At 72.4% G+C, this 23,836-nt stretch carries 20 protein-coding genes and 1 riboswitch; of the genes, 11 read left to right on the top strand and 9 right to left on the bottom strand.

Annotated elements, in window-relative coordinates; genetic code table 11:
- The first annotated feature begins 77 nt into the window (after positions 1-77).
- Positions 78-1,082, top strand: coding sequence for a hypothetical protein (locus P3T29_RS02910; protein ID WP_280714619.1), 1,005 nt, complete (start codon positions 78-80; stop codon positions 1,080-1,082).
- Positions 1,083-1,212: 130 nt separating this feature from the next.
- Here P3T29_RS02910 and P3T29_RS02905 read toward each other — a convergent pair whose 3' ends face one another.
- The 3 genes from P3T29_RS02905 to P3T29_RS02895 form a co-directional block, all read right to left on the bottom strand.
- Positions 1,213-2,271, bottom strand: coding sequence for a prenyltransferase (locus tag P3T29_RS02905; protein WP_280714618.1), 1,059 nt, complete (start codon positions 2,269-2,271; stop codon positions 1,213-1,215).
- Positions 2,268-3,002 carry a class I SAM-dependent methyltransferase gene (locus tag P3T29_RS02900; protein ID WP_280714617.1) on the bottom strand — a complete coding sequence of 245 codons (735 nt, stop codon included), beginning with the start codon at positions 3,000-3,002 and terminating at the stop codon, positions 2,268-2,270. The genes P3T29_RS02905 and P3T29_RS02900 overlap by 4 nt, the downstream gene beginning before the upstream one ends.
- 95 nt (positions 3,003-3,097) lie before the next feature.
- Positions 3,098-4,411 carry a glycosyltransferase family 4 protein gene (locus P3T29_RS02895; RefSeq protein WP_280714616.1) on the bottom strand — a complete coding sequence of 438 codons (1,314 nt, stop codon included), beginning with the start codon at positions 4,409-4,411 and terminating at the stop codon, positions 3,098-3,100.
- A 236-nt stretch (positions 4,412-4,647) separates the two neighbouring features.
- Here P3T29_RS02895 and P3T29_RS02890 point away from each other — a divergent pair, with 236 nt between their 5' ends.
- The 7 genes from P3T29_RS02890 to pip all read left to right on the top strand — a co-directional run bounded on the left by P3T29_RS02890 (position 4,648) and on the right by pip (position 12,323).
- The gene (locus P3T29_RS02890; RefSeq protein ID WP_280714615.1) at positions 4,648-5,259 is read left to right on the top strand and encodes a TetR family transcriptional regulator; all 612 of its coding nucleotides are present in this window, start codon (positions 4,648-4,650) and stop codon (positions 5,257-5,259) included.
- 132 nt (positions 5,260-5,391) lie between these two features.
- A riboswitch (cobalamin riboswitch) is annotated at positions 5,392-5,457 on the top strand.
- 110 nt (positions 5,458-5,567) lie between these two features.
- The gene (locus P3T29_RS02885; RefSeq protein ID WP_280714614.1) at positions 5,568-6,947 is read left to right on the top strand and encodes a terpene cyclase/mutase family protein; all 1,380 of its coding nucleotides are present in this window, start codon (positions 5,568-5,570) and stop codon (positions 6,945-6,947) included.
- Complete coding sequence (locus tag P3T29_RS02880) at positions 6,944-7,633, top strand: SCO2322 family protein (RefSeq protein WP_280714613.1); 690 nt, start codon at positions 6,944-6,946, stop codon at positions 7,631-7,633. Before P3T29_RS02885 ends, P3T29_RS02880 begins: the two co-directional genes overlap by 4 nt.
- A gap of 8 nt (positions 7,634-7,641) precedes the next feature.
- Positions 7,642-8,781 (top strand): energy-coupling factor transporter transmembrane component T, encoded by a 1,140-nt coding sequence (locus P3T29_RS02875; protein WP_280714612.1) that lies wholly within the window; start codon positions 7,642-7,644, stop codon positions 8,779-8,781.
- Positions 8,778-10,400, top strand: a complete 1,623-nt coding sequence (locus tag P3T29_RS02870; protein WP_280714611.1) for an ABC transporter ATP-binding protein — start codon at positions 8,778-8,780, stop codon at positions 10,398-10,400. Before P3T29_RS02875 ends, P3T29_RS02870 begins: the two co-directional genes overlap by 4 nt.
- Positions 10,397-11,275, top strand: coding sequence for an ECF transporter S component (locus P3T29_RS02865; RefSeq protein ID WP_280714610.1), 879 nt, complete (start codon positions 10,397-10,399; stop codon positions 11,273-11,275). Before P3T29_RS02870 ends, P3T29_RS02865 begins: the two co-directional genes overlap by 4 nt.
- Before the next feature lie 82 nt (positions 11,276-11,357).
- Positions 11,358-12,323, top strand: a complete 966-nt coding sequence (gene pip / locus P3T29_RS02860; RefSeq protein WP_280714609.1) for a prolyl aminopeptidase — start codon at positions 11,358-11,360, stop codon at positions 12,321-12,323.
- 86 nt (positions 12,324-12,409) lie between these two features.
- On the opposite strand, the gene P3T29_RS02855 is transcribed toward pip, so the two are convergent.
- Positions 12,410-14,479: a phospholipase C, phosphocholine-specific gene (locus P3T29_RS02855; protein ID WP_280714608.1), complete on the bottom strand. Its 2,070-nt coding sequence runs from the start codon at positions 14,477-14,479 to the stop codon at positions 12,410-12,412.
- Between the two features lie 256 nt (positions 14,480-14,735).
- Complete coding sequence (locus P3T29_RS02850; RefSeq protein WP_280714607.1) at positions 14,736-15,071, bottom strand: antibiotic biosynthesis monooxygenase; 336 nt, start codon at positions 15,069-15,071, stop codon at positions 14,736-14,738.
- A gap of 158 nt (positions 15,072-15,229) precedes the next feature.
- Between P3T29_RS02850 and P3T29_RS02845 the strand changes: the two genes are divergently transcribed.
- A complete protein-coding gene (locus P3T29_RS02845) occupies positions 15,230-16,018 on the top strand; it encodes a GNAT family N-acetyltransferase (RefSeq protein WP_280714606.1) in 789 nt (262 codons plus the stop codon).
- A gap of 64 nt (positions 16,019-16,082) precedes the next feature.
- Here the strand turns inward: P3T29_RS02845 and P3T29_RS02840 are convergent, their stop codons facing one another.
- Complete coding sequence (locus tag P3T29_RS02840) at positions 16,083-18,053, bottom strand: MDR family MFS transporter (RefSeq protein WP_280714771.1); 1,971 nt, start codon at positions 18,051-18,053, stop codon at positions 16,083-16,085.
- Between the two features lie 383 nt (positions 18,054-18,436).
- Between P3T29_RS02840 and P3T29_RS02835 the strand changes: the two genes are divergently transcribed.
- On the top strand, positions 18,437-19,375 hold the full coding sequence (locus tag P3T29_RS02835; protein ID WP_280714605.1) for a peptidoglycan-binding domain-containing protein: 939 nt from the start codon (positions 18,437-18,439) through the stop codon (positions 19,373-19,375).
- A gap of 22 nt (positions 19,376-19,397) precedes the next feature.
- On the opposite strand, the gene P3T29_RS02830 is transcribed toward P3T29_RS02835, so the two are convergent.
- From P3T29_RS02830 to P3T29_RS02820, 3 genes are all read right to left on the bottom strand, one after another.
- Positions 19,398-19,979: a TMEM165/GDT1 family protein gene (locus P3T29_RS02830; protein ID WP_280714604.1), complete on the bottom strand. Its 582-nt coding sequence runs from the start codon at positions 19,977-19,979 to the stop codon at positions 19,398-19,400.
- A gap of 207 nt (positions 19,980-20,186) precedes the next feature.
- On the bottom strand, positions 20,187-20,939 hold the full coding sequence (locus tag P3T29_RS02825; protein ID WP_280714603.1) for an ABC transporter permease: 753 nt from the start codon (positions 20,937-20,939) through the stop codon (positions 20,187-20,189).
- A gap of 3 nt (positions 20,940-20,942) precedes the next feature.
- Complete coding sequence (locus P3T29_RS02820) at positions 20,943-22,559, bottom strand: phospholipid carrier-dependent glycosyltransferase (protein ID WP_280714602.1); 1,617 nt, start codon at positions 22,557-22,559, stop codon at positions 20,943-20,945.
- A 183-nt stretch (positions 22,560-22,742) separates the two neighbouring features.
- On the opposite strand from P3T29_RS02820, the gene P3T29_RS02815 reads away from it, so the two are divergent.
- Positions 22,743-23,819: a MerR family transcriptional regulator gene (locus P3T29_RS02815; protein ID WP_280714601.1), complete on the top strand. Its 1,077-nt coding sequence runs from the start codon at positions 22,743-22,745 to the stop codon at positions 23,817-23,819.
- Positions 23,820-23,836: the final 17 nt, after the last annotated feature.

Genomic DNA, 23,836 nt, shown 5'->3' with positions numbered 1-23,836 from the left:
GTGCAACCGGGAACAACTTGGCCATAGGCTTTTGCCCCGATACCGCCGTCCACGACACACCAACGAGGGGAACGTTCGTGAATCTGCGCGCTCTCACCAGGGGAGACGCCGCCGTCGCAGGTGCGGCCGTCCTACTGCTCATCGCTTCCGTCCTGCCGTACCGTTCCTTCAGCCTGTGCTCTCCCCTGCTGAAGGGCACCTGCTCCTCGGTCTCGTCCAGCGCCTGGACGACCGGGCTCTTCCCGATCCTGCCCTCGGTCTTCTTCCTGGGGCTGGGTGGTGCCGCGCTGATCCTGCTCCAGCGTTTCCAGGGTGAGAGCGCCGGTACCCGGCAGGTGCTCGGCCTGCGGCTGGACCAGTGGGGCACCGCGCTCTCGGTCGCCGCGCTCTGGTCGGCGCTCTGGTCGCTCGTGGGCGGCGGTACCGGTGTCAGCAGCGGCATCGGTGCCTACCTGGCGGTCATCTCGCTGCTGGTGCTCGCCGGCGCCGCCGCCGCAGGCCCCCTGGTGCCCGCGCTGAAGGCCCCGCTGCTGACCGACAAGCCCGCCACCCCCAAGGTCCAGGGCTACGCCGGCACCCCGGGCGGCTACCCCGGCGCCACCGGCCCCGGCGCCACCCAGCCGGGCCAGTCCGGCCAGTACGACTACGGCTACCAGCCTGGTGCCCCGATGGGCCAGCAGGGCGGCGCCCAGCAGGCCCCGGGGTACGGCGGCCAGCCGCAGCAGCCCAGCGGGTACGAGCCCCAGGCGGGCGGCTACGGCTACCCCACCCCCGGCCAGTCGCAGGAGCAGCTCCACCAGTCCCCGCTGCCGACGCCCACCCCGACACCGACCCCGACGCCCGCACCGGCTCCCACGCCCGCGCCGGCCGCGCCGGCCGCCGACTTCGCGCCGTTCTGGTTCGCCGTGCCGGTGCCCCGCCAGCTGAGCCCGAAGGACAACCCGGCGGGCCCGCCGGTCGGTGAACTCGTGCCGGGCACCTGGTACCTGGCGGTCGAGCAGCGCGGCGCGGCCCTGGTCGCCCAGCTGCCGGACGGCACCCACGGCCTGCTCAGCGACACCTCGGGCATCCAGCGCGGCTAGCCTCCGGCTGGGAAGCGCACAAAGGGCGCGGGGAACTGCGCGAGGCGGAAGGCTGCAGACCGTTGCCTTCCGAATCGCGCAGTTCCCCGCGCCCCTTCTGTGGTTGCTCGGTTGCCGGTTGGCGGAGCCGCTAGCAGCAGTCGCTGACGACCAGTCCGCTCGGCAGTTGCTCCCCGCCGAAGACCGCGACCGTGGCGGGGTCACCGCCGAGTGCGGCGACCGCCAGCAGCAGCGCGCCGGCCGTCCAGGTGGTGCGCTCCTCGGGCCAGATCGCGTCGTCCTCGAAGACGTACCCCGTCCAGTACGAGCCGTCGGTGTGCCGCAGGTGCTGGATCCAGCGCAGGATCTCCACCGCGCGGTCGGACTGGCCCACCGCCCAGAGGGCGAGGGCGAGTTCGGCACTCTCGCCGCCGGTCACCCAGGGGCGGTCGCTGACACAGCGGACACCGAGGCCGGGTACGACGAAGCGTTCCCAGTCCCGTTCGATCCGCTCGGCGGCGGCCGTTCCGCGCAGTGCGGTGCCGAGGACGGGGTAGTACCAGTCCATCGAGTAGCGGTTCTTGTCGAGGAACCGCTCGGGGTGCCGGGACACCGCGTGACCCAGCCGTCCGGCCGCCAACTCCCAGTCGGGCTGGGGCTCTTCGAGGTAGTCGGCGATGGCGAGCCCGCAGCGCAGAGCGTGCAGGATGCTGGAGGAGCCGGTGAGCAGCGCCTCCTGCGGCGCGGTGCCGTCCTCGTCCAGCCGCCAGGCGATCGGGCCGCCGGGCAGCCGCAGCGCCACGGTGAAGTCGAGCGCGCGGCGGACGGTGGGCCAGAGCCACTCCAGGAACGCGTCGTCGCCGGAGCTCAGGTGGTGGTGCCAGGCGCCGACGGCTATGTACGCACAGAAGTTGGTCTCCTTCGACGCGTTGGTCACCTCGCCGTCCGTGTAGGCGGCGTACCAGGAGCCGTCCGCGTTCTGGCTCGACACCAGCCAGCGGTAGGCGGCCTCGGCGGCGGCGTGCTCGCCCGCCGTATCGAGGGCCATCGCGGCCTCGGTGTGGTCCCACGGGTCCAGGTGTCCGCCCTGGAACCACGGGATGGCGCCGTCGGACTGCTGGTCGGCGAGGATGCTCCGTACGGTCGCCGCGGCCTGCTCGGCGTCCAGCACGCCGTCCAGCAGCAGCACCTCGGGGACGGCGGCGGTCACGCGCCGGGCCGGTTGGGCTTGGTGGCGTACGCGACGAAGCTCTTGCCGATCGCGGGGTTGAGCGCCTTCTCGGCGGCCTTGAGGACCGTGCTGATCACCGGGGTGCCGACGATGTCCCAGACCAGCAGCTGGTGGTACGCCTTGACCGGCAGCGCCTTGTCGTTGTCGACGCCGACCGCGCACTTGATCCACCAGTACGGCGAGTGCAGCGCGTGCGCGTGGTGGGTGCCGTACGGGTTCAGGCCGGCCTCGCGCAGCTTGTCCAGCAGCTCGTCGCCCCGGTAGATCCGGATGTGGCCGCCCTCGTTGGCGTGGTACTCGTCGGAGAGCGCCCAGCAGATCTTCTCCGGCAGCCAGCGCGGCACGGTCACGGCGAGCACGCCGCCGGGCTTCAGGACGCGGACCATCTCGGCGAGCACGCCCTTGTCGTCCGGGATGTGCTCCATCACCTCGGAGATGATGATCTTGTCGAAGCTCTCGTCCTCGAACGGAAGCGCCAGCGCGTTGCCCTCCATGGCCACCGCCGAGGCACCCGCCGGCGCCTCACCGGCCTCCTTCATGGCGGCGAACCACTTGCGCACCTCGGCGATCTCGTCGCCGTTCTGGTCGAGCGCGACCACGTCGGCACCACGCCGGTAGCACTCGAACGCGTGCCTGCCCCCGCCACAGCCCAGGTCGAGCACCCGGTCGCCGGGGGCGAGCGGGAAGCGGGAGAAATCGACGGTCAGCACTGCGGGGCTCCCATTCGTTGGTGCTTTACTGCAGGAAGTCTGTACTGCAAGCGAGTTGACGGTAGGTCAGGGGTATGTCAGCTCGGTGGGCAGCGTCAGGCGACGTAACGCCAGCCGGCACCCGAGCGGGCGCGCTGCCCGGCCCCGGTGGCGATGGCCGCACGGTAGCGGTCGGCGGTCAGCTCGGCGGCCCGCCGCCAGGTGAACCCGGCGAGCACCCGCTCCCGTCCGGCCGCGCCCAGCGTGGCCCGCAGCTCGGGGTCGTCCAGCAGCCTGCCGAGCGCCACGGCCAGCGCACCGGCGTCGCCGGGCGGCACCGCGAGGCAGGTCTCGCCGTCCGGACCGGTCACCTCGGGGATCGCGCCGCCGGTGGTGGCGACCAGCGGGGTGCCGGTGGCCATCGCCTCGGCGGCGGGCAGCGAGAAGCCTTCGTAGAGCGAGGGGACGCAGGCGACCTCGGCCGAACGGTAGAGGTCGACCAGTTCCTGGTCGGTCAACCCGCTGCGGAACTCGATCGCCGACTCCAGCCCGAACCGCCGGACGGCCTCCGCCACCGGACCGTCCGCGCGCTGCTTGCAGACCACCACCAGGTGCGCGTCCCGCTCGGTACGGAGCTTGGCCAACGCCTCGACCAGGTACACCAGCCCCTTGAGCGGGACGTCCGCGCTGGAGGTGGCGACGATCCGGCCGGGGACGACGGCGACGTCCTCGGACGGCGACCAGAGTCGGGTGTCCGCGCCGATCGGCACCACCGAGATCGCGCCGGGGGCGGCCCCCAGGTGATCGGCGATCTCGGCCTTCGAGCTGCTGGACACGGTGATGATGTGCTCCAGTCGCCGCACGACCCGACGCTGCATCCGGGTGAAGGCGTACCAGCGGCGCAGCGAGAGCCGGCGCAGCATGGTCGGCGCGGCGTCCAGCTCCAACTGCCGGTCCACGGTGACGGGGTGGTGCACGGTGGTGACCAGCGGGAAGCCGTGCCGCGCCAGGCCGAGCAGGCCGTAGCCGAGGGTCTGGTTGTCGTGGACGACGTCGTACCGGCCCTTGTGCAGGGCGAGGTACTGCCGGGCCCGCAACGAGAAGGTCAGCGGTTCGGGGAAGCCGCCGATGCGCATGCCCGCGACCTCCAGCACGTCCACCGGGCCCCGGTACTCGCTGAGCTTCGGCGTCCGGAAGGGGTCGTCGGCGCGGTAGAGGTCGAGACTGGGCAGCTCCACCAGCCGGACCGATCCGGGGCCCTCGACCTCGTCCAGCACCGGGAAGGGCTGGGCTCCGATCACGTCCACGTGGTGGCCGAGCCGGGCCAGCTCGCGCGAGAGGTGGCGGACGTAGACGCCCTGGCCGCCGCAGAACGGGTCACCCCGGTAGGACAGCAGGGCGATCCGCAGCGGTGGCGGCAGCGCGGTCATCCTGGGGCCCCTATCCCTACCTCACCCGAGCGGACACCGGCGGTAAAGTAGATCACGTTTCATGGTGCGGAGTGGTGCAGAGTGATGCGGAGTGGTGCGGAGCTCATCGTTGGGCAAGTGAACAATGAGAGACCTCGAAGATACCGGCCCGTAGCTACCCCTTCGGCGCCAGGGCTGGTGATTCACGCCACGCCGAGCCACTGTCCCGCACCAGACGCCGCGCACCGGGAGCCCCCTTGACCACCGACATCGCACCGGGCGGCCCGCTCACCCCGCGCCAGGCCGAACGTCGCAGCCGCATCCTGCGCGCCGCCACCGCGCTCGCCGCCAGGGGCGGGTACGAGGCGGTGCAGATGCGCGAGGTGGCCGAGAGCGCACAGGTCGCACTCGGGACGCTGTACCGGTACTTCCCGTCCAAGGTGCACCTGCTGGTCGCGCTGATGCAGGTGCAGCTGACGCAGCTGCAGGAGCGGGTCCGCCGCCACCCGCCGACCGGCGAGGATCCGGCGGCGCGGGTCGCCGAGACGCTCACCCAGGCCTTCCACGCGCTCCAGCGCGAGCCCCGGCTCGCCGAGGCGATGGTCCGGGCGCTCTCCTTCGCCGACCGCTCGGTGAGCACCGAGGTGGACGAGGTCAGCGGCCTCACCTCGGCCATCGTCCTGGACGCCGCCCGGCTCGGCGCCGCACCGACCCCCGAGCAGCAGGCCGCCCTCCGGGTCATCGGCCACACCTGGCACGCGACCCTGCTGGGCTGGCTCTCCGGCCGCACCTCGCTCGCCGAGGTCCGTGCCGACCTGCACACGGCGGCCCGGCTACTGACCATCGGCCCGGCTGCCCACTCGGGCTGAACTGGTACCGGTTCCACCTGCCCCGAAGCCGTCGCGTGCACGGCCCGGCCGGAACGGGCGGAACGGGCGGATAGAGTCGTCAGCGCTCGATACGCCAGTACCCACACCTTCATCCGCATCTCCCTGGGGAAAGCCGGTGCGAGTCCGGCACTGACCCCGCAACCGTGAGCCCGCGCGTACGCCGGCGGGCGAGTCGGAGTGCCCGGGGAGACGCGAGCGGCCACCGCCGGACCCCGGTCCGGCTCCGTCGAGGTCTACGGGCGGCCCGTCATGGGCCGCTGCACCGCTCACCGAAAGGCAACCTCCGCATGCTCACCGCCGCCCGTCTGGGCGCCACCACACTGGCCGGTCTGCTGCTGGCCGGCGTCTCCGCCGCACCGGCCCTGGCCGACGCCACCGCACCGTCCCCGTCCCCCGTCGCCGTCCCCGCCGGGCTCTACGGCAAGGGTGACCCGACGTACGACGGCGTCTGGCGCCAGTCGCTGGCGCTCACCGCGCTGGCGGGCGCCAAGGTCGTCCCGGCCGACTCGGCGGTCGGCTGGCTGACCGGCCAGCAGTGCGCCGACGGCGGCTGGCCGTCCTTCCGCGCCGCCACCGCCACCGCCTGCGACGCCAAGACGGAGGACAGCAACGCCACCGCCGTGGCCATCCAGGCGCTGACCGCGCTCGGCGGGCACCAGGACGCGGTCGCCAAGGGCGTCCAGTGGATCAAGGCCAACCAGAACGCGGACGGCAGCTGGTCCTACAACCCCGGCACTCCGGGCGACGGGAACTCCACCGGGCTGACCGTCAGCGCCCTGCTCGCCGCCGGCACCGACCCGGCGGGCGTGAGCAAGGCCGGCAGGAGCGGGTACGACGGCCTGGCCGCCTTCCAGCTCGGCTGCGCCTCCGCCGCCGACCAGCGCGGCGCCTTCGCCTACCAGCCGGGCGCGGGCGGTGCGCTCGCCGCCAACGCGCTGGCCAGCGTGCAGGCCACCCTGGGCGCGGCGGGCGGCAAGCTGCCCGTCACCAACACCAACCGGGTGGACGCCGCACCCAAGCCGCTGACCTGCGCCGCCGGCAGCACCTCGACCGGCGTCCCGCGCGCTGAGTCCGCCGAGGCCGCATCGGCTTACCTGGTCGGGCAGTTGAACGCCAACGGCCAGCACCTGATGCTGACCACCCCGGGTGCCACGCCCACCCCGGACTTCGCCGGGACGGCCTGGGCGGTGCTCAGCCTGATCCAGGCCGGACACCCACACCAGGCCGCCGGCGCGGCCGACTGGCTGACCGGCAACGGCTACAACTGGGCCGCGAAGGGCAAGTCCGGCACGGACGCGTCGGCCGCCGCCGCCATGCTGCTGGTCGCCCAGGCCGCGCAGCTGGACCCGTACAACTTCGGCGGCACCAACCTCGTCCAGCTGCTGACGGACGCCGGTCCCGCGCCCAAGTCGATGCCCCCCGCCACTGCCGCCGCCGGCCCCGCGCCCGGCTCCGCCACCACCGGCAACAGCGGCTTCTCCCCGCTCTGGGTGATCGGCGTCGGCCTGCTCGTCGGCATCGGCGGCGGGCTGCTGATCAGCCTCAACCGCAAGCGCGGCACCCAGGCGGGCAAGCCTGCCAAGGCCGCCACCACCAAGGCCGCCGAGCCCGAGCCCACGCCGGAGTCCAAGCCCGAATCCAAGCCCGAGGGCGACGACCAGAAGTGACGCCCGCACCCCGCCTTACGGCGACGGCCACCCTGGCCGCCGCCGTACTGGCGCTCCTGCTGCCACTGCCACTGCTCACCGCCGCGCCCGCGCACGCCACCGGCTACCGCTACTGGTCGTTCTGGAACTCCTCCGGCAGCGGCTGGACGTACCAGCAGTCCGGCCCGGCCACCTACGTCCCGTCGGACGGCGGCGTGGACGGCTGGCGCTTCGCGGTCAGCCCGGACGGCGGGCAGAACGCCGCCCGGCCCACCGCCGCCGGGGACTTCGGCGCGATCTGCGGTGCGACGCCCGCTCAGCCGGGGAAGAAGCGGATCGCGGTGGTGCTGGACTTCGGCACCCCGGCCGACGCCCCGTCGGGCGCGACGCCGCCCGCGCCGCGTACCGCCTGCGCCGCCGTACCGGCCGCCGCCAGCTCCGCCGAGGTGCTCGCCGCCGCCGTCCCGCCGCTGCGTTACAGCTCCGACGGCATGCTGTGCGCCATCGCGGGCTACCCGCTCACGGGGTGCGGTGACATCGTGTCGGGTAACCCGGGCAGCTCGGGCAGCTCGGGTGGCACTGCCGCCGCCCGCACTCCCGGGCCGAGCTCCGGGCCGGGCCCGGCCGTCGGGGTGGTCGCCGGTGCCACGCTGGTCGCCCTGCTGGGCGGTGCCGCGTTCTGGCAGGCCCGCCGCCGCCGTTCCTAGGAATCCCTGTGCCCAAGCTCCGTACCACCCGCTCGCCCGTCGGCCCGCGCCAGTTGCACCCGGGTGCCTGGTGGATCTGGGCGCTCGGCCTGGGGGCCGCAGCCTCCCGGACCACCAACCCGCTGCTGCTCCTGCTGATCGTCGGTGTCGCCGGGTACGTCGTCGCGGCCCGGCACGGTGACGCGCCCTGGGCCCGCTCGTACGGGGCCTTCCTCAAGCTGGGGTTGGCGGTGCTCGGCCTCCGGATGGCCTTCGCGATCCTGCTCGGCTCGCCGATCCCGGGCAGCCACGTCCTGCTGGATCTCCCCCAACTCCCGTTGCCCACCTGGGCGAAGGGCGTTCGGATCGGCGGCGCGGTGACGCTGGAGGGGCTGCTGTTCGCGCTCTACGACGCGCTGAAGCTGGCCACCCTGCTGATCTGCGTGGGCGCCGCCAACGCGCTCGCCAGCCCGGCCCGGCTGCTGCGGGCCCTGCCCGGAGCGCTGTACGAAGCGGGGGTGGCGGCGGTGGTCGCGATGACCTTCGCACCCAACCTGATCGCCGACGTCCAGCGCCTGCGCGCCGCCCGGCGGCTGCGCGGGCGGTCCGACCGTGGCGTGAAGTCCCTGCTCAGCGTGGGTCTTCCGGTCCTCGAGGGCGCACTCGAACGGTCGGTCGGCCTGGCCGCCGCGATGGACTGCCGGGGCTTCGGCCGCACCGTCGACGTACCGCGCGGGACAGCCCGGACCACCGCCGCACTCACTCTGGCCGGGCTGCTCGGGGTCTGCGTGGCCGCGTACGGGCTGCTCACGGCGGACGGCTCCGCCTGGGCCCTGCCGCTACTGCTGTTCGGCCTGGCAGCGGCAGGCGGCGGCCTGCTACTCGGTAGCCGACGGGCCGTCAGATCCCGTTACCGGCCCGACCCCTGGGCCGTCCGGGAGTGGCTGGTCGCCGGTTCGGGTGTGGCCGTCGCCGGGCTGCTGGTGTGGCTGTCCGGGCTGGACCCGGCCGCCTTCACCCCGTCGGTCGTACCACCCGTCGCACCCCGACTGCCGCTGCTGCCCGCCCTCGCCGTGCTGATCGGCCTACTGCCCGCCGTCGCCGCACCCCAGCCACCCAGCCCAACCAGCTCACCAAGCTCACCCAGTCAGCCCGGGAGGGCCTCGTGATCACCTTCGAGCAGGTCTCGGTCCACTACCACGACGCTGCGGAGCCGACCCTGCGCGGCGTCGACCTGACCGTGCCCGAGGGTGAACTCTGCCTGCTGGTGGGCCCGTCCGGCTCGGGCAAGTCCACCCTGCTGGGCACCGTCAGCGGGCTCGTCCCGCACTTCACCGGCGGGGTGCTGCACGGCCGGGTGACGGTCGGCGGGCGCGACACCCGCGCCCACCGGCCGCGCGAACTCGCCGACCTGGTAGGCACGGTGGGCCAGGACCCGCTGGCCCACTTCGTCACCGACACCGTCGAGGACGAACTCGCCTACGGCATGGAGTCCTTGGGCCTCGCCCCCGAGGTGATGCGCCGCCGGGTCGAGGAGACCCTCGACCTGCTCGGCCTGGCCGACCTGCGCGACCGGGCGCTCAGCTCGCTCTCCGGCGGCCAGCAGCAGCGCGTCGCGATCGGCTCGGTGCTGACCACCCACCCGAAGGTACTGGTCCTGGACGAGCCGACCTCCGCGCTCGACCCGGGTGCGGCCGAGGACGTGCTCGCCGTCCTGCAGCGCCTGGTCCACGACCTGGGCACCACCGTGCTGATGGCCGAACACCGACTGGAGCGCGTCGTCCAGTACGCCGACCAGGTGCTGCTGCTGCCGGGCGGCGGCGCCACCCCGGTGCTCGGCGACCCCGCCGAGGTGATGGCCCACTCGCCCGTCCACCCACCCGTGGTGGCGCTCGGCCGGGCAGCCGGCTGGTCGCCGCTGCCGCTCTCGGTCCGCGACGCCCGCCGCCGGGCCGCCCCGCTGCGGGCCCGCCTGGCGGGCCGTACGCCACCCCCGACGCCCACCGCGACCGGTGAACCCGTGCTCTCCGTCCAGCGGTTGACCGTCCGGCGCGGGCCCGTTCCCGCACTGCGCGGGGTCGACCTCGACCTGCGGGCGGGCGAGATCACCGCGCTGATGGGACGCAACGGCGCCGGAAAGTCCACCCTGCTCGGCTCGTTGGTCGGCCTGCACCAACCCGCCTCCGGCACCGTCCGGGTGGGCGGGCTGACCCCGCACAGGACCCGCCCGCAGGAGCTGATCCGCCGGATCGGCCTCGTCCCGCAGGACCCGCGCGACCTCCTGTACGCGGAGACCGTCGCCGCCGAGTGCGCGGCCGCCGACCAGGACGCGGGCGCGGCCGGTAACACCGAGCCGGGCACCTGCCGAGCCCTGGTCTCCCGGCTGCTGCCCGGGATCGACGACGCCCTCCACCCGCGCGACCTCTCCGAGGGCCAGCGGCTCACCCTCGCCCTCGCCGTCGTCCTCACCTCACGCCCCGGGGTGATCCTCCTCGACGAGCCGACCCGGGGGCTCGACTACGCCGCCAAGGGCCGGCTGGTGGAGATCCTGCGCGGGCTCGCCGCCGACGGCCACGCCGTCCTGCTGGCCACCCACGACGTCGAACTGGCCGCCGAACTAGCCCACCGGACGGTCATCCTGGCCGACGGCGAGGTGGTCGCCGGCGGCCCGACAGCCCAAGTGGTGGTCTCCTCACCCGCGTTCGCACCCCAGGTCGCGAAGGTCCTGACCCCACTACCCTGGCTGACGGTACGTCAGATCACCGACGCACTGGACGACTCCCTGTGACGCGCCCACCCGCCGGCAGTCCGGCACCGCTCGCCCGACCACTGCCGCTGACCCGACCGGTACCGCTGGGCCGACGCTCCGTCACCGCCCTCGTCCTGATATCCGCGATCGGGGTGGCCGCCTTCGGCTGGCCGCTGCTCGCCTCCGGCAGGTCCGCACTGGTGGGCCACTCCGCCGACGCGCCCTGGCTGTTCGCCCTGCTGCTGCCGCTGTTGCTGGCGGTGGTGATCGCCCAGATCTCCGAGGGCCGTTCGGCGGGCGGCGGCGAAGTCGGGCTGGACGCCAAGTCGGTGGCCCTGCTCGGCGTACTGGCCGCCGCCGGGGCCGCTCTGCGGCCGCTCGGCGCGGGTACGGCGGGGCTGGAGCCGATGTTCTTCCTGATGGTGCTGTCGGGTCGCGTGCTGGGCCCGGGTTTCGGCTTCGTCCTCGGATCCGTGTCGATGTTCGCGTCCGCGCTGCTCACCGGCGGCGTCGGCCCCTGGCTGCCGTTCCAGATGCTCAGCATGGGCTGGGTCTGCCTCGGCGCCGGCCTGCTCCCGGGCCCGGCCACCCTGCGCGGCCGCCGCGAACTCGCCCTGCTGGCAAGCTATGGAGCAATCGCCTCGGTCGCGTACGGCACCATCATGAACCTCCAGGGCTGGCCCTACATCGGCGGCCTCGCCAGCTCGGTCGCCTTCGTCCCGGGCGACCCGCTCGCCGCCAACCTCCCCCGCTTCGCCGTCTACTGCCTCACCACCTCCCTCGGCTGGGACCTCCCCCGCGCCACCCTCACCGCCGTCCTCTGCCTCACCATCGGCGGCCCCATCCTCCGCTCCCTCCGCCGGGCAACCCGCCGGGCCGCCTTCGCGACACCGGTGACCTTCATCGAGCCGTGAGACAGAACCGGGAGCCACCGCTCCGGCCGTCCACTAGCCTCGCGGGGTTGTTCTCCCCGTTTGTTCCAGAAGGAGACCGTCCATGGACCAGAGGTTCCCGCTCATCGAACCGTACGCACACGGCCTCCTCGATGTCGGCGACGGCAACGAGATCTACTGGGACACCAGAGGCAACCCCGACGGAAAGGCCGCCCTGTGCGTGCACGGCGGTCCCGGCAGTGGGGGGCGCCGCAGCAGGAGCAGGATGTTCGATCCCGAGGTCTACCGGGTCGTCCAGTACGACCAGCGTGGCTGCGGTGAGAGCCGGCCGCACGCCTCCGATCCGGCCGTCGGCCTCGAGCACAACACCACCGAACACCTCATCGCCGACATGGAACGGCTGCGCGAGCACCTGGGCATCGAGCGCTGGCTCCTCTACGGCGGCTCCTGGGGCTCGACCCTGATCCTCGCCTACGCCCAGCGCCACCCCGAGCGGGTCTCCGAGATCGTCATCGTCGGCGTCACCATGACCCGGCCGGAGGAGACCGACTGGCTCTACCACGGCGTCGGACGGCTGCTGCCCGGCCCGTGGGAGGCGTTCCGCGACGCACTGCCGGCTGCGGACCGGGACGGCAACCTCGTGGCGGCCTACGACCGGCTGCTCAACAGCCCGGACGAAGCCGTCCGGTTCAAGGCGGCGCGGGACTGGTGCACCTGGGAGGACGCCGTCATCGCCCACGAGGCACTCGGCAACCCGGGCTCCTACAGCGACCGGCCCGACGACGCGCTGCTGGCCTTCGTCCGGATCTGCGCACACTACTTCGCGAACAACGCCTGGCTCGAGGACGGACAACTACTCCGCGACGCACACCGGCTGGCCGGAATCCCGGGCGTACTGATCCACGGCCGGCTCGACCTCGGCTGCCCACTGAAAGCCCCCTGGGAGCTGGCCAAAGCCTGGCCGGACGCCGAGCTGAAGGTGATCGACGACTCCGGACACACCGGCAGCCCCGCCATGCGGCAGGCGACCCTGGAGGCGATCGCCCGATTCGGCGAGAACGGGCGCTGACCGGCTCCGAAGCCGCTTCCCGGCGGAGGTCGCCACCTTCACAGGTGACGACCTCCGCCGGGCCCGCGTGCGGGTGAGCGGGAGCGTCAGCCGCTGATGCTCTCGGCTCCCGTCTCGATGTGCCCGGTGGCGCGGCGGCTCCAGCTGGGGTCGCCACTGACGGTGACGGTGAAGTCGTACCAGCCGTGGCTGTTGGTGACCGCGTCGAAGTAGGGCGTGGCGGTCGCCCCGGCGGCGACCTGGTACGTCCACGGGTCGTCGGTACGGTAGTTGGTCGAGGTAATGGTGAAAGTGACGGTGCTGGTACCGGTGTTGGTCAGCTTGAACCAGAGCGCCTCCGAGCCGTCCTCCGGTGACGGCGCGTAGTACGTCGAGGCCTCGGCGGTCTTTCCGGCGGTGGTCGCGTTCCCGGCGATGCGCCGCAGGAAGCGGTTGGGGCCGACGACGGTGAGGTCGTACTGCCCGTCGCCGAAGTTGGCGCCGATGTTGAAGTAGTCGCTGGTGCTGCCGTCGACGCCGGTCGAGGCGTTGTAGGGCGCGACGGTGTACTGCCAGGGCCCGCCGCTGCGGTAGGCGTTGGCGTAGATCGAGTAGTGCGCGTAAGCAGTGGCCTGCGGGCCCTGGTTGGCCAGGTCGACCCAGAGCAGGATCTGGTTGTTGGCGTCGTACTCGATCCGGTCCACCCAGGCGTTGGGCTGGTACGGCAGCGCGCGGGCGGGCTTGGTGCCGGCTTCCTGGACGGGCAGGGAGTTGGTGCCGGGGCTCGGGTTGATCTGGGTGTTGGCGGTGGCCTGGCTGATGGTGTCGTTGGTGGCGGGGAGCGCGGGCAGCCCGTACACGGGGTTGGTGAAGTCGAAGGCTCCGGTGAGGTCGCCGCAGACCTGGCGCCGCCAAGTGCTGATGTTGGCGCAGGTGGCGGGGGTGCCCAGGGCAGCGGTCCAGGTCTCCAGGAAGCGGATCACGCTGGTGTGGTCGTAGACCTGCGAGTCGACGTACCCGCCACGGGTCCACGGGGAGGCGATGATCATGGGCACCCGGAAGCCGAGGCCGATGTTGGTGCCGGAGTAGAACTCGCCAGCGGTCCCGGCGGGTGCGACGGGCGGCGGCACGTGGTCGAAGAAGCCGTCGTTCTCGTCGTAGTTGAGGAACAGGACGGTGGAGTCGAAGGTGGCCGGGTCCGCCGCCAGGGCCTGGATGACGAGGTTGACGAAGTGCGCGCCGTTCTCCGGCGGGCCGTCCGGGTGCTCGGAGTACAGCTGGTTGGCGACGACCCAGGAGACCTGCGGCAGCGTGCCCGCGACCGCGTCGGCCCGGATCGCGGCCGCGATGTCGTCCGGCGTCGAGCCGGTGCTGCGCACCGATCCCATGCCGCGCTGCGCGAGCGGGCTCGAACTCGGCGCACCCGTGAACTGGTTGAAGTACGCGAGGGCGTTGTCGCCGAAGTTGTCGGAGGCGTTCTGGTAGACCTTCCAGCTCACGCCGGCGTTCTCGAGGGACTCGGCGTAGGTCTGCCAGTGCAGGCCCGACTCGGAGCCGCCGTCGTAGGCCGGACCGCCTGCGGTGGCCGACGGGTCGATCGTGCCGGACCACAGGTAGGTGCGGTTGGGGCCGGTGGCCGAGAGTATCGAGCAGTGGTACGCGTCGCAGATGGTGTAGTTGTCGGCCAGCGCGTAGTGGAACGGGATGTCCGACCGGTTCATGAAGCCCATGGTCCGGTTCGAACCCTTGGCGGAGATCCAGGAGTCCATCTTCCCGTTGTTCCACGCCCCGTGCTGCGTGGACCAGGAGTGGTCGAGCGACCCGTCGCACTGTGCCAGCAGTTCCTTGCTCGAACCCCACCACCAGGTGTTGGTGGCGCTGAGCTGCCACGGGTACTGCCGACCGCTGCCGTCGGGCTGGTTGAAGACGCTGTTGCCGCCCCCGAGTTGGATGGTGGCCTTGTCGCCGAAGCCACGCACCCCCTTCATCGTGCCGAAGTAGTGGTCGAAGCTGCGGTTCTCCTGCATGAGCACCACGACGTGCTTGACGTCGGCGATCGTCCCCGTGCTGGTCGCAGCGGCCGCACGCGGCGCTGCGCCGGGCAGGGTCTGCAGGCCGAGGGCTGCGCCGAGGGCGGCGGCGGAGCCGAGGAAGGTACGACGAGTGACGGGCGTCACGGGAGGCCTCCGAGGATTTGTCTGTCCAACTCCAGCCCGGAGACTGTGCGACGGCCACGTGTCTGCTGTCCAGTAGCAACGTGGCGGCGAGGTGAAGCACAGCGAACGATTGGACTGGATCACGTACCGGCCCACCGCCGACGGCCGGTGACAAGTACCGGTCGACCACCAGGGCTTGGCCAGGATCGTCCTCCTCCCGCAGGACGCCCCCGACGGCGGGGCTCCCCGGAGGGCGCCCCGCCGCACGCACGGAACGTCAGGCCTTCGGCCCGGTCGACTGGACGACCTCGAAGGACCACAGGGTGGAACCGGAGGCGGCCGGACGCTGCGGCGCCTCGCCCTCGGCGGGCGGCGGGCCCTGGCGGTGGGCTGCCTGCATCGGGCCCTCCATCCAGGCCTTGAAGTGCTCCTCGCTCGCCCAGCGGGTGTAGACCAGGTACTGCTCGGTCCCCTCCACCGGGCGCAGCAGCTCGAACCACTCGAAGCCGTCGGAACTCTCCACCGCCCCGGCCCGCGCGGCGAAACGCTGCTCCAGGCTCTCCCGCATCTCGGTCGGCACGGTCAGCACGTTGATCTTTACGACACTACCCATAGGACACCTCTCATGATCTCGGCCCAGCCGGCGATCCCCCGAAGGCATCGCCCACGGCATAGCGTACGAACTCCGAGCCGCTCCGGGGTCGACGGCGAGCAGCAGCGCACCACCCCGCCGGACGAAAACCCGTTGACCAGCTGCGTAAAGCCTCCCGGGTGACAGATACTGATCAACTCCTCGCCGCCTACGACGACCAGCTCCGTGGCGCCGGCGAGCCCGGGCCCGGGACAGTCCACGAGTACGACGGCCGGCTGCTCCGCGTCACCGGCGGGCACCAGGGCTTCCTCACCGCGCCGCGCGACCTCGGCGTGCGCGGCGACGAGCTCGACGCGCTGATCGCCCGGCAGCGCGACCACTTCGCCGCCCGTGGCGAGTCAGTCGAGTGGAAGACCCGAGGTCACGACGAGCCCGCCGACCTGACCGACCGTCTCGTTGCCGCCGGGTTCGTCCCCGAAGGGCGCGAGACCGTCATCGTCGGCCACACCGCCGACCTGGCCACCGACCCGGTACTCCCCGCAGGCGTGACGCTCCGCCAGACCGCCGATCCCGCTGACCTGCACCGGATCGGCGCGATGGAGACCGCTGTCTGGGGCCGCGACATGAGCTTCCTCGGCGACTTCCTGGTCCACCGGACCACCGCGGAGCCGGACGGCATCGTGGTCCTGGTCGCCGAGGCGGACGGCGAGGTGGTCTCGGCCGCCTGGCTGATGCTGCGCAACGGCGTCGACTTCGCCGGGCTCTGGGGTGGCTCGACCCTGAGCGAGTGGCGCGGGCGTGGCATCTACCGCGCCCTGGTGGCCCGCCGCGCCCAGCTCGCGGCCGAGCGTGGCTACAAGTACCTGCACGTGGACGCCTCCGACGACAGCTCGCCGATCCTCCAGCGCCTCGGCCTCCGGGCCGTCACCACCACGACGCCGTACGTCTGGTCACCACCGGCCGCCTGATGACCGGAGGCACCGTGGGGTGCAGGAACCGGGGACAGCACCCGGGACTGAACCCGGAGGCTGCTCAGAACGAGCGGCCCTCGCTGTGCGGGACGTGCTGCGGCTCGAGGCGGTCGGTGCGGTCGGGTCGGTCCCGCTCGTCGCCGCAGAGGGTCGCGCTGAGGCGGTTGAGCAGCTCGGCGAGGTCGCTGAACTGCTGCTCGTCGTAGTCGCCGAGGAGTTTGCCGAGCTGGGTCCGGCGGGCGGCGACGAGCTTGAGGGCCACCTCCGTCCCGGTCTCGGTGAGGTGCATGGGCAGTCCGTTCCGTACGGCGAGGCCCCGGCTCTCCACCTCCCGGGCGGCTTCCTCGATCACGCTCACCGGGATGATCCTGCGTTCCGCCAGCTCGGCCGGCTCGGCGTGGCCGTGCCGGTGCATCTGGAGCACCAGCCAGCTGGAGGCCGGCTTGAGGTCGAGTCCGGCCTCGGCGGTGATCCGGCGGAAGAGGTCCCGGCGGGCGTCCCGGGTGCTCAGGACGGACAGCGAGCGGGCGATCTCGTCCAGCGAGGACCGTTCGACGGGGTTGAGCCCGATGGACTCGCTGAGGTCGGGCGCGGTGACGGTGGAGCGGAGCTCCCGCTGCTGGATGAAGAAGGAGAGCACGAACGCGACGAGCGCGACCGGCACGGCGTAGAGGAAGACCCTGGTGATCGACTCCGAGTACGCGTGGTAGATCCCGTTCCGCACGGCGGGCGGCAGCGCGGCGATGAGGCGCGGGTCGGCGGTGACGGCCGCCGGGCGGAAGCCGGCCGGGAGCGGGAGGCCCCGGAGGGCGTCCGTCAGACGTCTGTTGAGGCCGCTGGCGAAGATGCTGCCGAAGATGGAGACGCCGAAGGACGCGCCGATCGAGCGGAAGAAGGTCACCCCGGCGGTGGCCACACCCAGGTCCTCGTAGCCGACGGAGTTCTGCACGATGAGCACCAGGACCTGCATCACCAGGCCTAGGCCCAGGCCGAAGACCAGGAAGTAGAGGCTCATCACGGTGGTGCTGGTGTGCTCGGTGAGCCGGGAGAGCAGCAGCAACCCGACACTGGTGACGGCGGTGCCCACGATCGGGAAGATCCGGTAGTGCCCGGTGCGGGCGACGATCTGGCCGGAGCCGATCGAGGTGAGCAGCATGCCGAGCACCATCGGCAGCATGTGGATGCCGGACATGGTGGGCGAGACCTGCTTGACGACCTGCAGGAAGGTCGGCAGGTAGGTCAGCGCGCCGAACATCGCGAAGCCGACCACGAACGAGATCACCGCGACCAGGCTGAACGTACGGTCGCGGAACAGCCGTAGCGGGAGCACGGGTTCGGCCGCCTGCCGCTCGACCTCGATGAAGGCGACCAGCAGGACGAGCCCGAGGACGCCGAGGCCGATGACCTGCCAGGAGCTCCAGGCCCAGGTGGTGCCGCCGAGGGAGGTCATCAGCACCAGGCAGGTGGCCACGGCGGCGATCAGGAAGGTGCCCAGGTAGTCGATCGTGTGGTGCCGCTTGGTCTCTCCGACGTGCAGCACGGCGGCGATGACCACCAGGGCGACCACGCCGATCGGCAGGTTGATGTAGAAGACCCAGCGCCAGGTCAGGTTGTCGACGAAGAGGCCGCCGAGCAGCGGCCCGAGCACACTGGTGACGCCGAAGACGGCGCCGAACAGGCCCTGGTACTTGCCACGGTCGCGGGGCGGCACCAAGTCGCCGACGATCGCCTGCGAGAGCACCATCAGGCCGCCGCCGCCCAGGCCCTGCATGGCCCGGAAGCCGATCAACTCGCCCATGTTCTGGGCGATTCCGCAGAGCGCGGAGCCGGCCAGGAAGATCACGATGGAGGCCTGGAAGAACCGCTTGCGGCCGTACATGTCGCCGAGCTTGCCCCAGAGCGGGGTGGCCGCCGTGGAGGCGAGCAGGTAGGCGGTGACCACCCACGAGAGGTGTTCCAGGCCGCCCAGGTCGCTGACGATGGTCGGCAGCGCGGTGGAGACGATGGTCTGGTCGAGCGCGGCGAGCAGCATCGCCAGCAGCAACGCGCTGATCGGGACCCAGAGGTTGTGGACCGGCACGGCCGGAGGCCCCGCCGACGGAACAGCGGCCCCTGCTGTGCTGCGCTCGGGCTCGGCCGCCGGGTCCGCCATGCCAGCTCCTCGGTGATGTGGCCCGGCGGGACCGGGCGGCTCGGCTGATGGTCAGCCAACTTCACCATGATGTCAGGATTGTCCGACTATAAGGCGGTTGATTGCTCCATCCGCAGGCCCGGCCACCGCGAATCGCCGGCGGATTCGATATCGCCCGCAACCATCACAATCCCGCTCCAGAGCGGACGACTCTCCCTGTCCACCCACCGGAAGCTGCTGCATAATCAGGCGCGTCCGCCACCCGAACCGAGGAGGACCGGCCCATGCCGGGACAGCACTGCCCCGTCTGTGGAGCCGTACCGACCCCCGCCGGCTGCGCCTGCCACCAGCACCCGGACTTCGAGGAGACGGCAGTCCTGCCGCAGTTGGACGGCCCGGAGCTGGTGCGGCCGTACGTCCCCGCCGCCGCGCTGCTGCCGCCCGTACCGGCGGACGACTTCCCCACCGCCATGATGCCGCAGGTGCCGGATTACGAGCCGACGCCGATCCAACCACCGTACGAGCAACCCGCGTACCAGCAACCCGCGCACGGGCAGCAGCAGTCGGCCGCAGGTGGCCGGGCCGAGCAGCGCGCGCGGCAGCGGCAGTCCTCGCCGGGCCGCAGACGGGCCGTCATCCTCTCGGCGGGCGCGGGCATCGCAGCCGTGGGGGCGGGCCTGGCCCTCCTCGTCTCACCGTTCTCGGACGGCGGCCACGGCAGCAGTGCGGCCGCCGTCCCGCTGGCGGTCAGTACCTCGGAGGCGACCCTCCCGGCCGCCTCCGTCAGCGCCGTCCCCTCGCCGTCCGCGTCGGACAGTCCGAGCCCCTCGCCGTCCCGTACGAAGGCGACCCACAAGCCCACCGCCAGCCCTACGCCGTCCGCCGTGAGCAGCCCGCCGGTGACCCAGGCCGCGTCCCCCTCCCCGAGCCCGAGCCCCACCACCCCCAGCGCCACACCGAGCACCGACACCCCGACATCCTCCGGGACGGTGGCGACGCCGGGCGTTCTGCAGTACGGCGACAGCGGCGACCAGGTCCTGGCGTTGCAGCAGAAGCTCGCCGTGGTGCTGTGCTGGATGCACGTGAAGGTCAACGGGAGCTTCGGCAGCAACACCGAGCAGGCCGTCAGCTACTTCCAGTCCATGCAGGGTGTCCAGGGCGACCCCGACGGTGTGGCCGGCCCGAACACCCAGGCCGCCCTGGCGCAGCGCTCCGGCTGCTGACTCAGCTGCCCGGGTCGCGCTCTCAGCCCACGATCGCCTCGACCAGGCTGAAGGCCGCCAGCAGCAGCATGATCCCGGCGGCGACCCTGACGATCACCTTCATCGGCACGTACTGCAGCAGCTTCTGCCCGCCCACGATGGCGATCCCGCCCACCGCGCAGAGTGCCAGCCAGGCGCCCAGGCCGACCGAGAGCGGGTCGGCGTACTTCGCCGCCAGGTTGGCCGTCATGATCTGGGTGAGGTCGCCGAACTCGGCGACCGCGACGACCACGAAGCTCGCGCCGGCCACCCGCCAGAAGCCGGCCGAGGACGGCTCCTTCCCCGCGTGGCCCTCCTCGTCGTCGTTGTGCCGGAGCAGCATCGCCGCGCCGAGCAGGAAGAGCAGGCCGGTGACGCCCTCCACCCAGCGGTGCGGCAGCATCGCCAGCAGGCTGCCCGCGACCAGGGCCAGCCCGACCTGGAGGGCGAAGGCGGCGGCGATCCCGGCGAAGACGTAGCCCGCCCGGTAGCGGGTGCCGAGCACCAGGCTGGCCAGCGCGGTCTTGTCCGGCAGTTCGGCCAGGAAGATGACGCCGAAGGTGAGAGCGGCAATGGTCAGGCTCATCGGTGGTGGGATTCCCTAGGTAGGGCTGCCGGGCCGGTGCTCCGTCAGGGACGCCTCGGCCCGACAGCACTGGTCATGGTCACAGCACTGCGGCCGAAGGTCTCGCCAACACCCCGCAACCGCTGGGTGTCCCGGGCGCCGGGCCCACGAATGGGCCAGTATGTCGACGGTCCGGTGGAGGGCTACTCCCCTTCAACGTCCACCAGCCTACTGGACTCCGGTGGTGACCTTCCCCCGCCCGACCAGCTCCAACACCACCACGATCGCGACCGACTCCACCGCGAGCAGCGCGATCAGGACGAACAGCTGTACGGCTCCGGCCTGGACGGGCGTGGCGCCGCCGAGCAGCATGCCGACGAAGGCGCCGGGCAGTGTGACCAGGCCCACCGTCCGGGTCTGGTCCAGCGCGGGCACCAGCGAGGTCGCGGCGGCCGTACGGCAGATCTCCAGGCGGGCGTCCCGGTCCTCGAAGCCGAGCGCGAGCGCCGCCTCCACCTCGCCGCGCCGCTGGCGCAGCTCGTCCAGCGCCCGGCGGCCCGCCAGCGAGGTGGCGCTGAGCGCGCCGCCGATCAGGATGCCGGCCACCGGGATGATCGAGATGCCCTTCAGCGGCAGCAACCCGGTGCCGAGCAGCAGGGCCAGCACCGGCAGTATGCCGAGGCCGATCGGGGCCGCCGCCCAGACCCAGCCCGGCCCGTCGGTCATCCGGCGCCCGGCGGTGCGGACGGCGACCGCGAACATCACCAGGACGAACAGCGCGGACGTCCAGAGCGAGCCGACCACCCAGGTGATCACCGACGCGACCACCGCCAGCTGCACCACCGCCCGTACCCCGGCGCGCAGCACGGCCCGCCCGTACCCGAGCAGGCCCCAGCCCGCCGCCGCGACGGCGCCGACGCCCAGCAGCGCCGTGACCACCCCGAGCAGCGGGGTCACCGGGAGGAGCTGGGTGGCGGCCACCGGTCAGATCCAGCTGGTGAACCACATCCGGTTCTGCCAGTCCGTCATCGGGATCACCTCCGCCGTGTAGAGCGGGTAGAAGAAGAGGAAGCAGATCATGATGGCCAGCACGATCGCCCCGGCCGCCCCCGCGCCGTACCGGCGGCGCCGCGCCGAGCAGCCGGGCGGCCCGACGATCGCGCCGAGCAGCTGCGCCACCGCCAGACAGAGGAAGGGCACCAGCACCACCATGTAGAAGGAGAAGATGGTGCGGTGCTGGTACTGGAACCAGGGCAGGTAGATCGCCGCGACGGCCGCCAGCACCGCGCCGGAGCGCCAGTCCCGGCGGAAGAACCAGCGCCAGAGCAGGTAGACCAGCGCGAAGCAGGCCGTCCACCAGAGCAGCGGGGTGCCGAGTGCCAGGATCTGGCTCGCGCAGCCGCCTGGCGCCGTGCAGCCGCGCTGGCCCTGCGGCACCTGCTGCCAGTACATGGAGACCGGGCGGCCCTGGACGAGCCAGCTCCACGGGTTGGACTGGTAGGTGTGCGGGGTGCTCAGACCGGTATTGAAGTCGTACATCTGCGCCTGGTAGTGCCACCAACTGCGCAGCCCCTCGGGCACCCAGCTCATCGAAACCTGCGGCAGCGGAATGTCCACCACCGGTGTCCGGGGCGGGGAGAGCCCGGCCCGCCCGTCGGCCCACTGCCGGTCGAAACCACCCTTTGTGAGGAACCAGCCCGCCCAGGAACTGACGTACACCACGGCGGCGACGGCGACCAGGGAGAGGAAGGCGGGCAGCGCGTCCCGGCGCAGCATCGAGCGGTACGGGCGGCGCGCCCCCGCCCAGCGGCGGCCCGCCTGGTCCCAGAGGACGGTCAGCAGGCCGAACACGGCGAGGATCTGGGCGCCGTTCCATTTGGTGGCGCAGGCCGCGCCGAGCAGCAGCCCGGCGGCGAGCCGCCAGGGCCGCAGGCCGAGCCGGACCTCGTCACCGGCCGTGCCGCCCTCGGCGCGCGCGGCGCGCAGGTACTCCCGGGTGTGGTCGCGGTCGATCAGCAGGCAGCCGAAGGCGGCCAGCACGAAGAACATCAGCACACCGTCGAGCAGCCCGACCCGGCTCATCACGAACTGCAGGCCGTCCACCGCCATCAGCAGCGCGGCGGTGCAGCCGAGCAGGGTGGAGGAGAACAGCCGCCGCCCGATCCGGGCCAGCATCAGCACCGTCAGGGTGCCGAGCAGCGCGACCATCACCCGCCAGCCGAAGGGGTGCAGTCCGTACGCCCACTCACCGAGCGAGATCACCCATTTGCCGAGCGGCGGGTGCGCGATGAACTCGGGCGCCGGGGAGAGCGGGACGATCTGCGGGACGGCGAGGACGTCGGTGTTGGCGTTGTCCGGCCAGACGCCCTCGTAGCCCTGTTGCAGCAGGGACCAGGCGTCCTTGGGGTAGTACGTCTCGTCGAAGACGAAAGCGTTGGGGTACCCGAGGTTCCAGAACCGCAGCAGGCCGGCGAAGAGCGCGACGGCGATCGGCCCGAGCCACCCCGAGTACCGGACCGCCCAGGAGAGCGGCCCGCTGCGGGGCGGCGCGTCGGGCCCGGCCACAGGGGTGGGGGGGTCGGTGACCGCCGCGTACGTCATGACCTCGCCGATTCGTTGCCGGGGCTCGTCCGGAGCCTGCTGATGGGACGACAGCCCCGGCTGACACTATGTGGTGCGCGCGGCGAAAACCTAGCCGGATCGGCCCGGCGAGCCGCATGCCCCCAGGCCGGTGTTGACCCTCGACCTGGTCGAGCCCGCAGAGTCCTCGGTGTGGAGAGCGAGATGCGCAGTATCGGCGAAATGGCCCGGGACAGCGGGCTGAGTGTGAGTGCCCTGCGGTTCTACGACGGCGCCGGGGTGTTCGGCCCCGCCCGGGTGGACCCGCGTACCGGGTACCGCTGGTACGCGCCGGACCAGTTGGCGGACGCCCGGCTGATCGCCCGGCTACGCCGGGTCGGGATGCCGCTGCCGGACATCTCACGGGTGCTCACGGCCGACCGGGCGGACGCCCGGCTGGTGCTGGACCGCCATCTGCGCCGCCTCGAGGACGGCCTCGCCGACGCCCGTCGCGAGCTCTCCACGGTACGGACACTCATCGACCAGAGGGAGATCTCCATGACCGCGACCCGACCAACCGCGACCCGACTGACCGTCCCCGCCGCCGAGTTGGCCGCCGCGCTCGACGCGGTGCGGTTCGCCGTCGGCACGGACGCCGGGCTGCCCGCCGTGACCGGCGTACTGCTGGAGCTGGAGGCGGACGTGCTGCGGCTGGTCGCCACCGACCGCTACCGCCTCGCCGTCTCGCAAGCCCCGGCCGACGGCCTGACCGGCCCGGCGGCGAGCGTGATCGCGCCGGTCGCCTTCGTGGACGGGCTCCGCGCGCTGCTGGCCGGCCGCACCGACGCCGCTGTGCTGGAGGTCGACGGCGCGGTGCTCACCGCCACCGTCGGCGACCGCCAGGTCGGCGGCGAGCGGATCGACCAGGACTACCCCGACTACCGCCGGATGCTGCGCCTGCAGCCGACCCGTCAGGTCCCGGTCGGGGCCGCCGCCCTGCGCGAGACCCTGTCCTCGGGCGCCACCCGCAGCATGGTGCGCGGCCAGGACGGCGCGGAGTGCGAGGTCTCGGTGCTCGTCCTGGACGCCGACGGCACACTCACCGTCTCGGACAGCGGCAGCGGCAGCGAGCGCGCCGCCCTGTCCGTCGGGGTGAACCGGGAGTTCCTGCTGGAGGCCCTGGACGCGGTCGGCCAGGACCAGCTGGTCCTGGAGCTCGGCGGCCCGATCGTCCCGCTGGCGATCCGCTTCCCGGCCCGCCAGGACACCTTCTCGCTGCTGATGCCGACCAGGCTCTCGTAGCTTGCGCTCTCAGGGGC

The organism is Kitasatospora sp. MAP5-34 (genome assembly GCF_029894335.1).
Classification (GTDB): domain Bacteria; phylum Actinomycetota; class Actinomycetes; order Streptomycetales; family Streptomycetaceae; genus Kitasatospora.
Note: the sequence above shows the minus strand (reverse complement) of the source record. Positions and strands in the feature narration are given on the sequence as shown.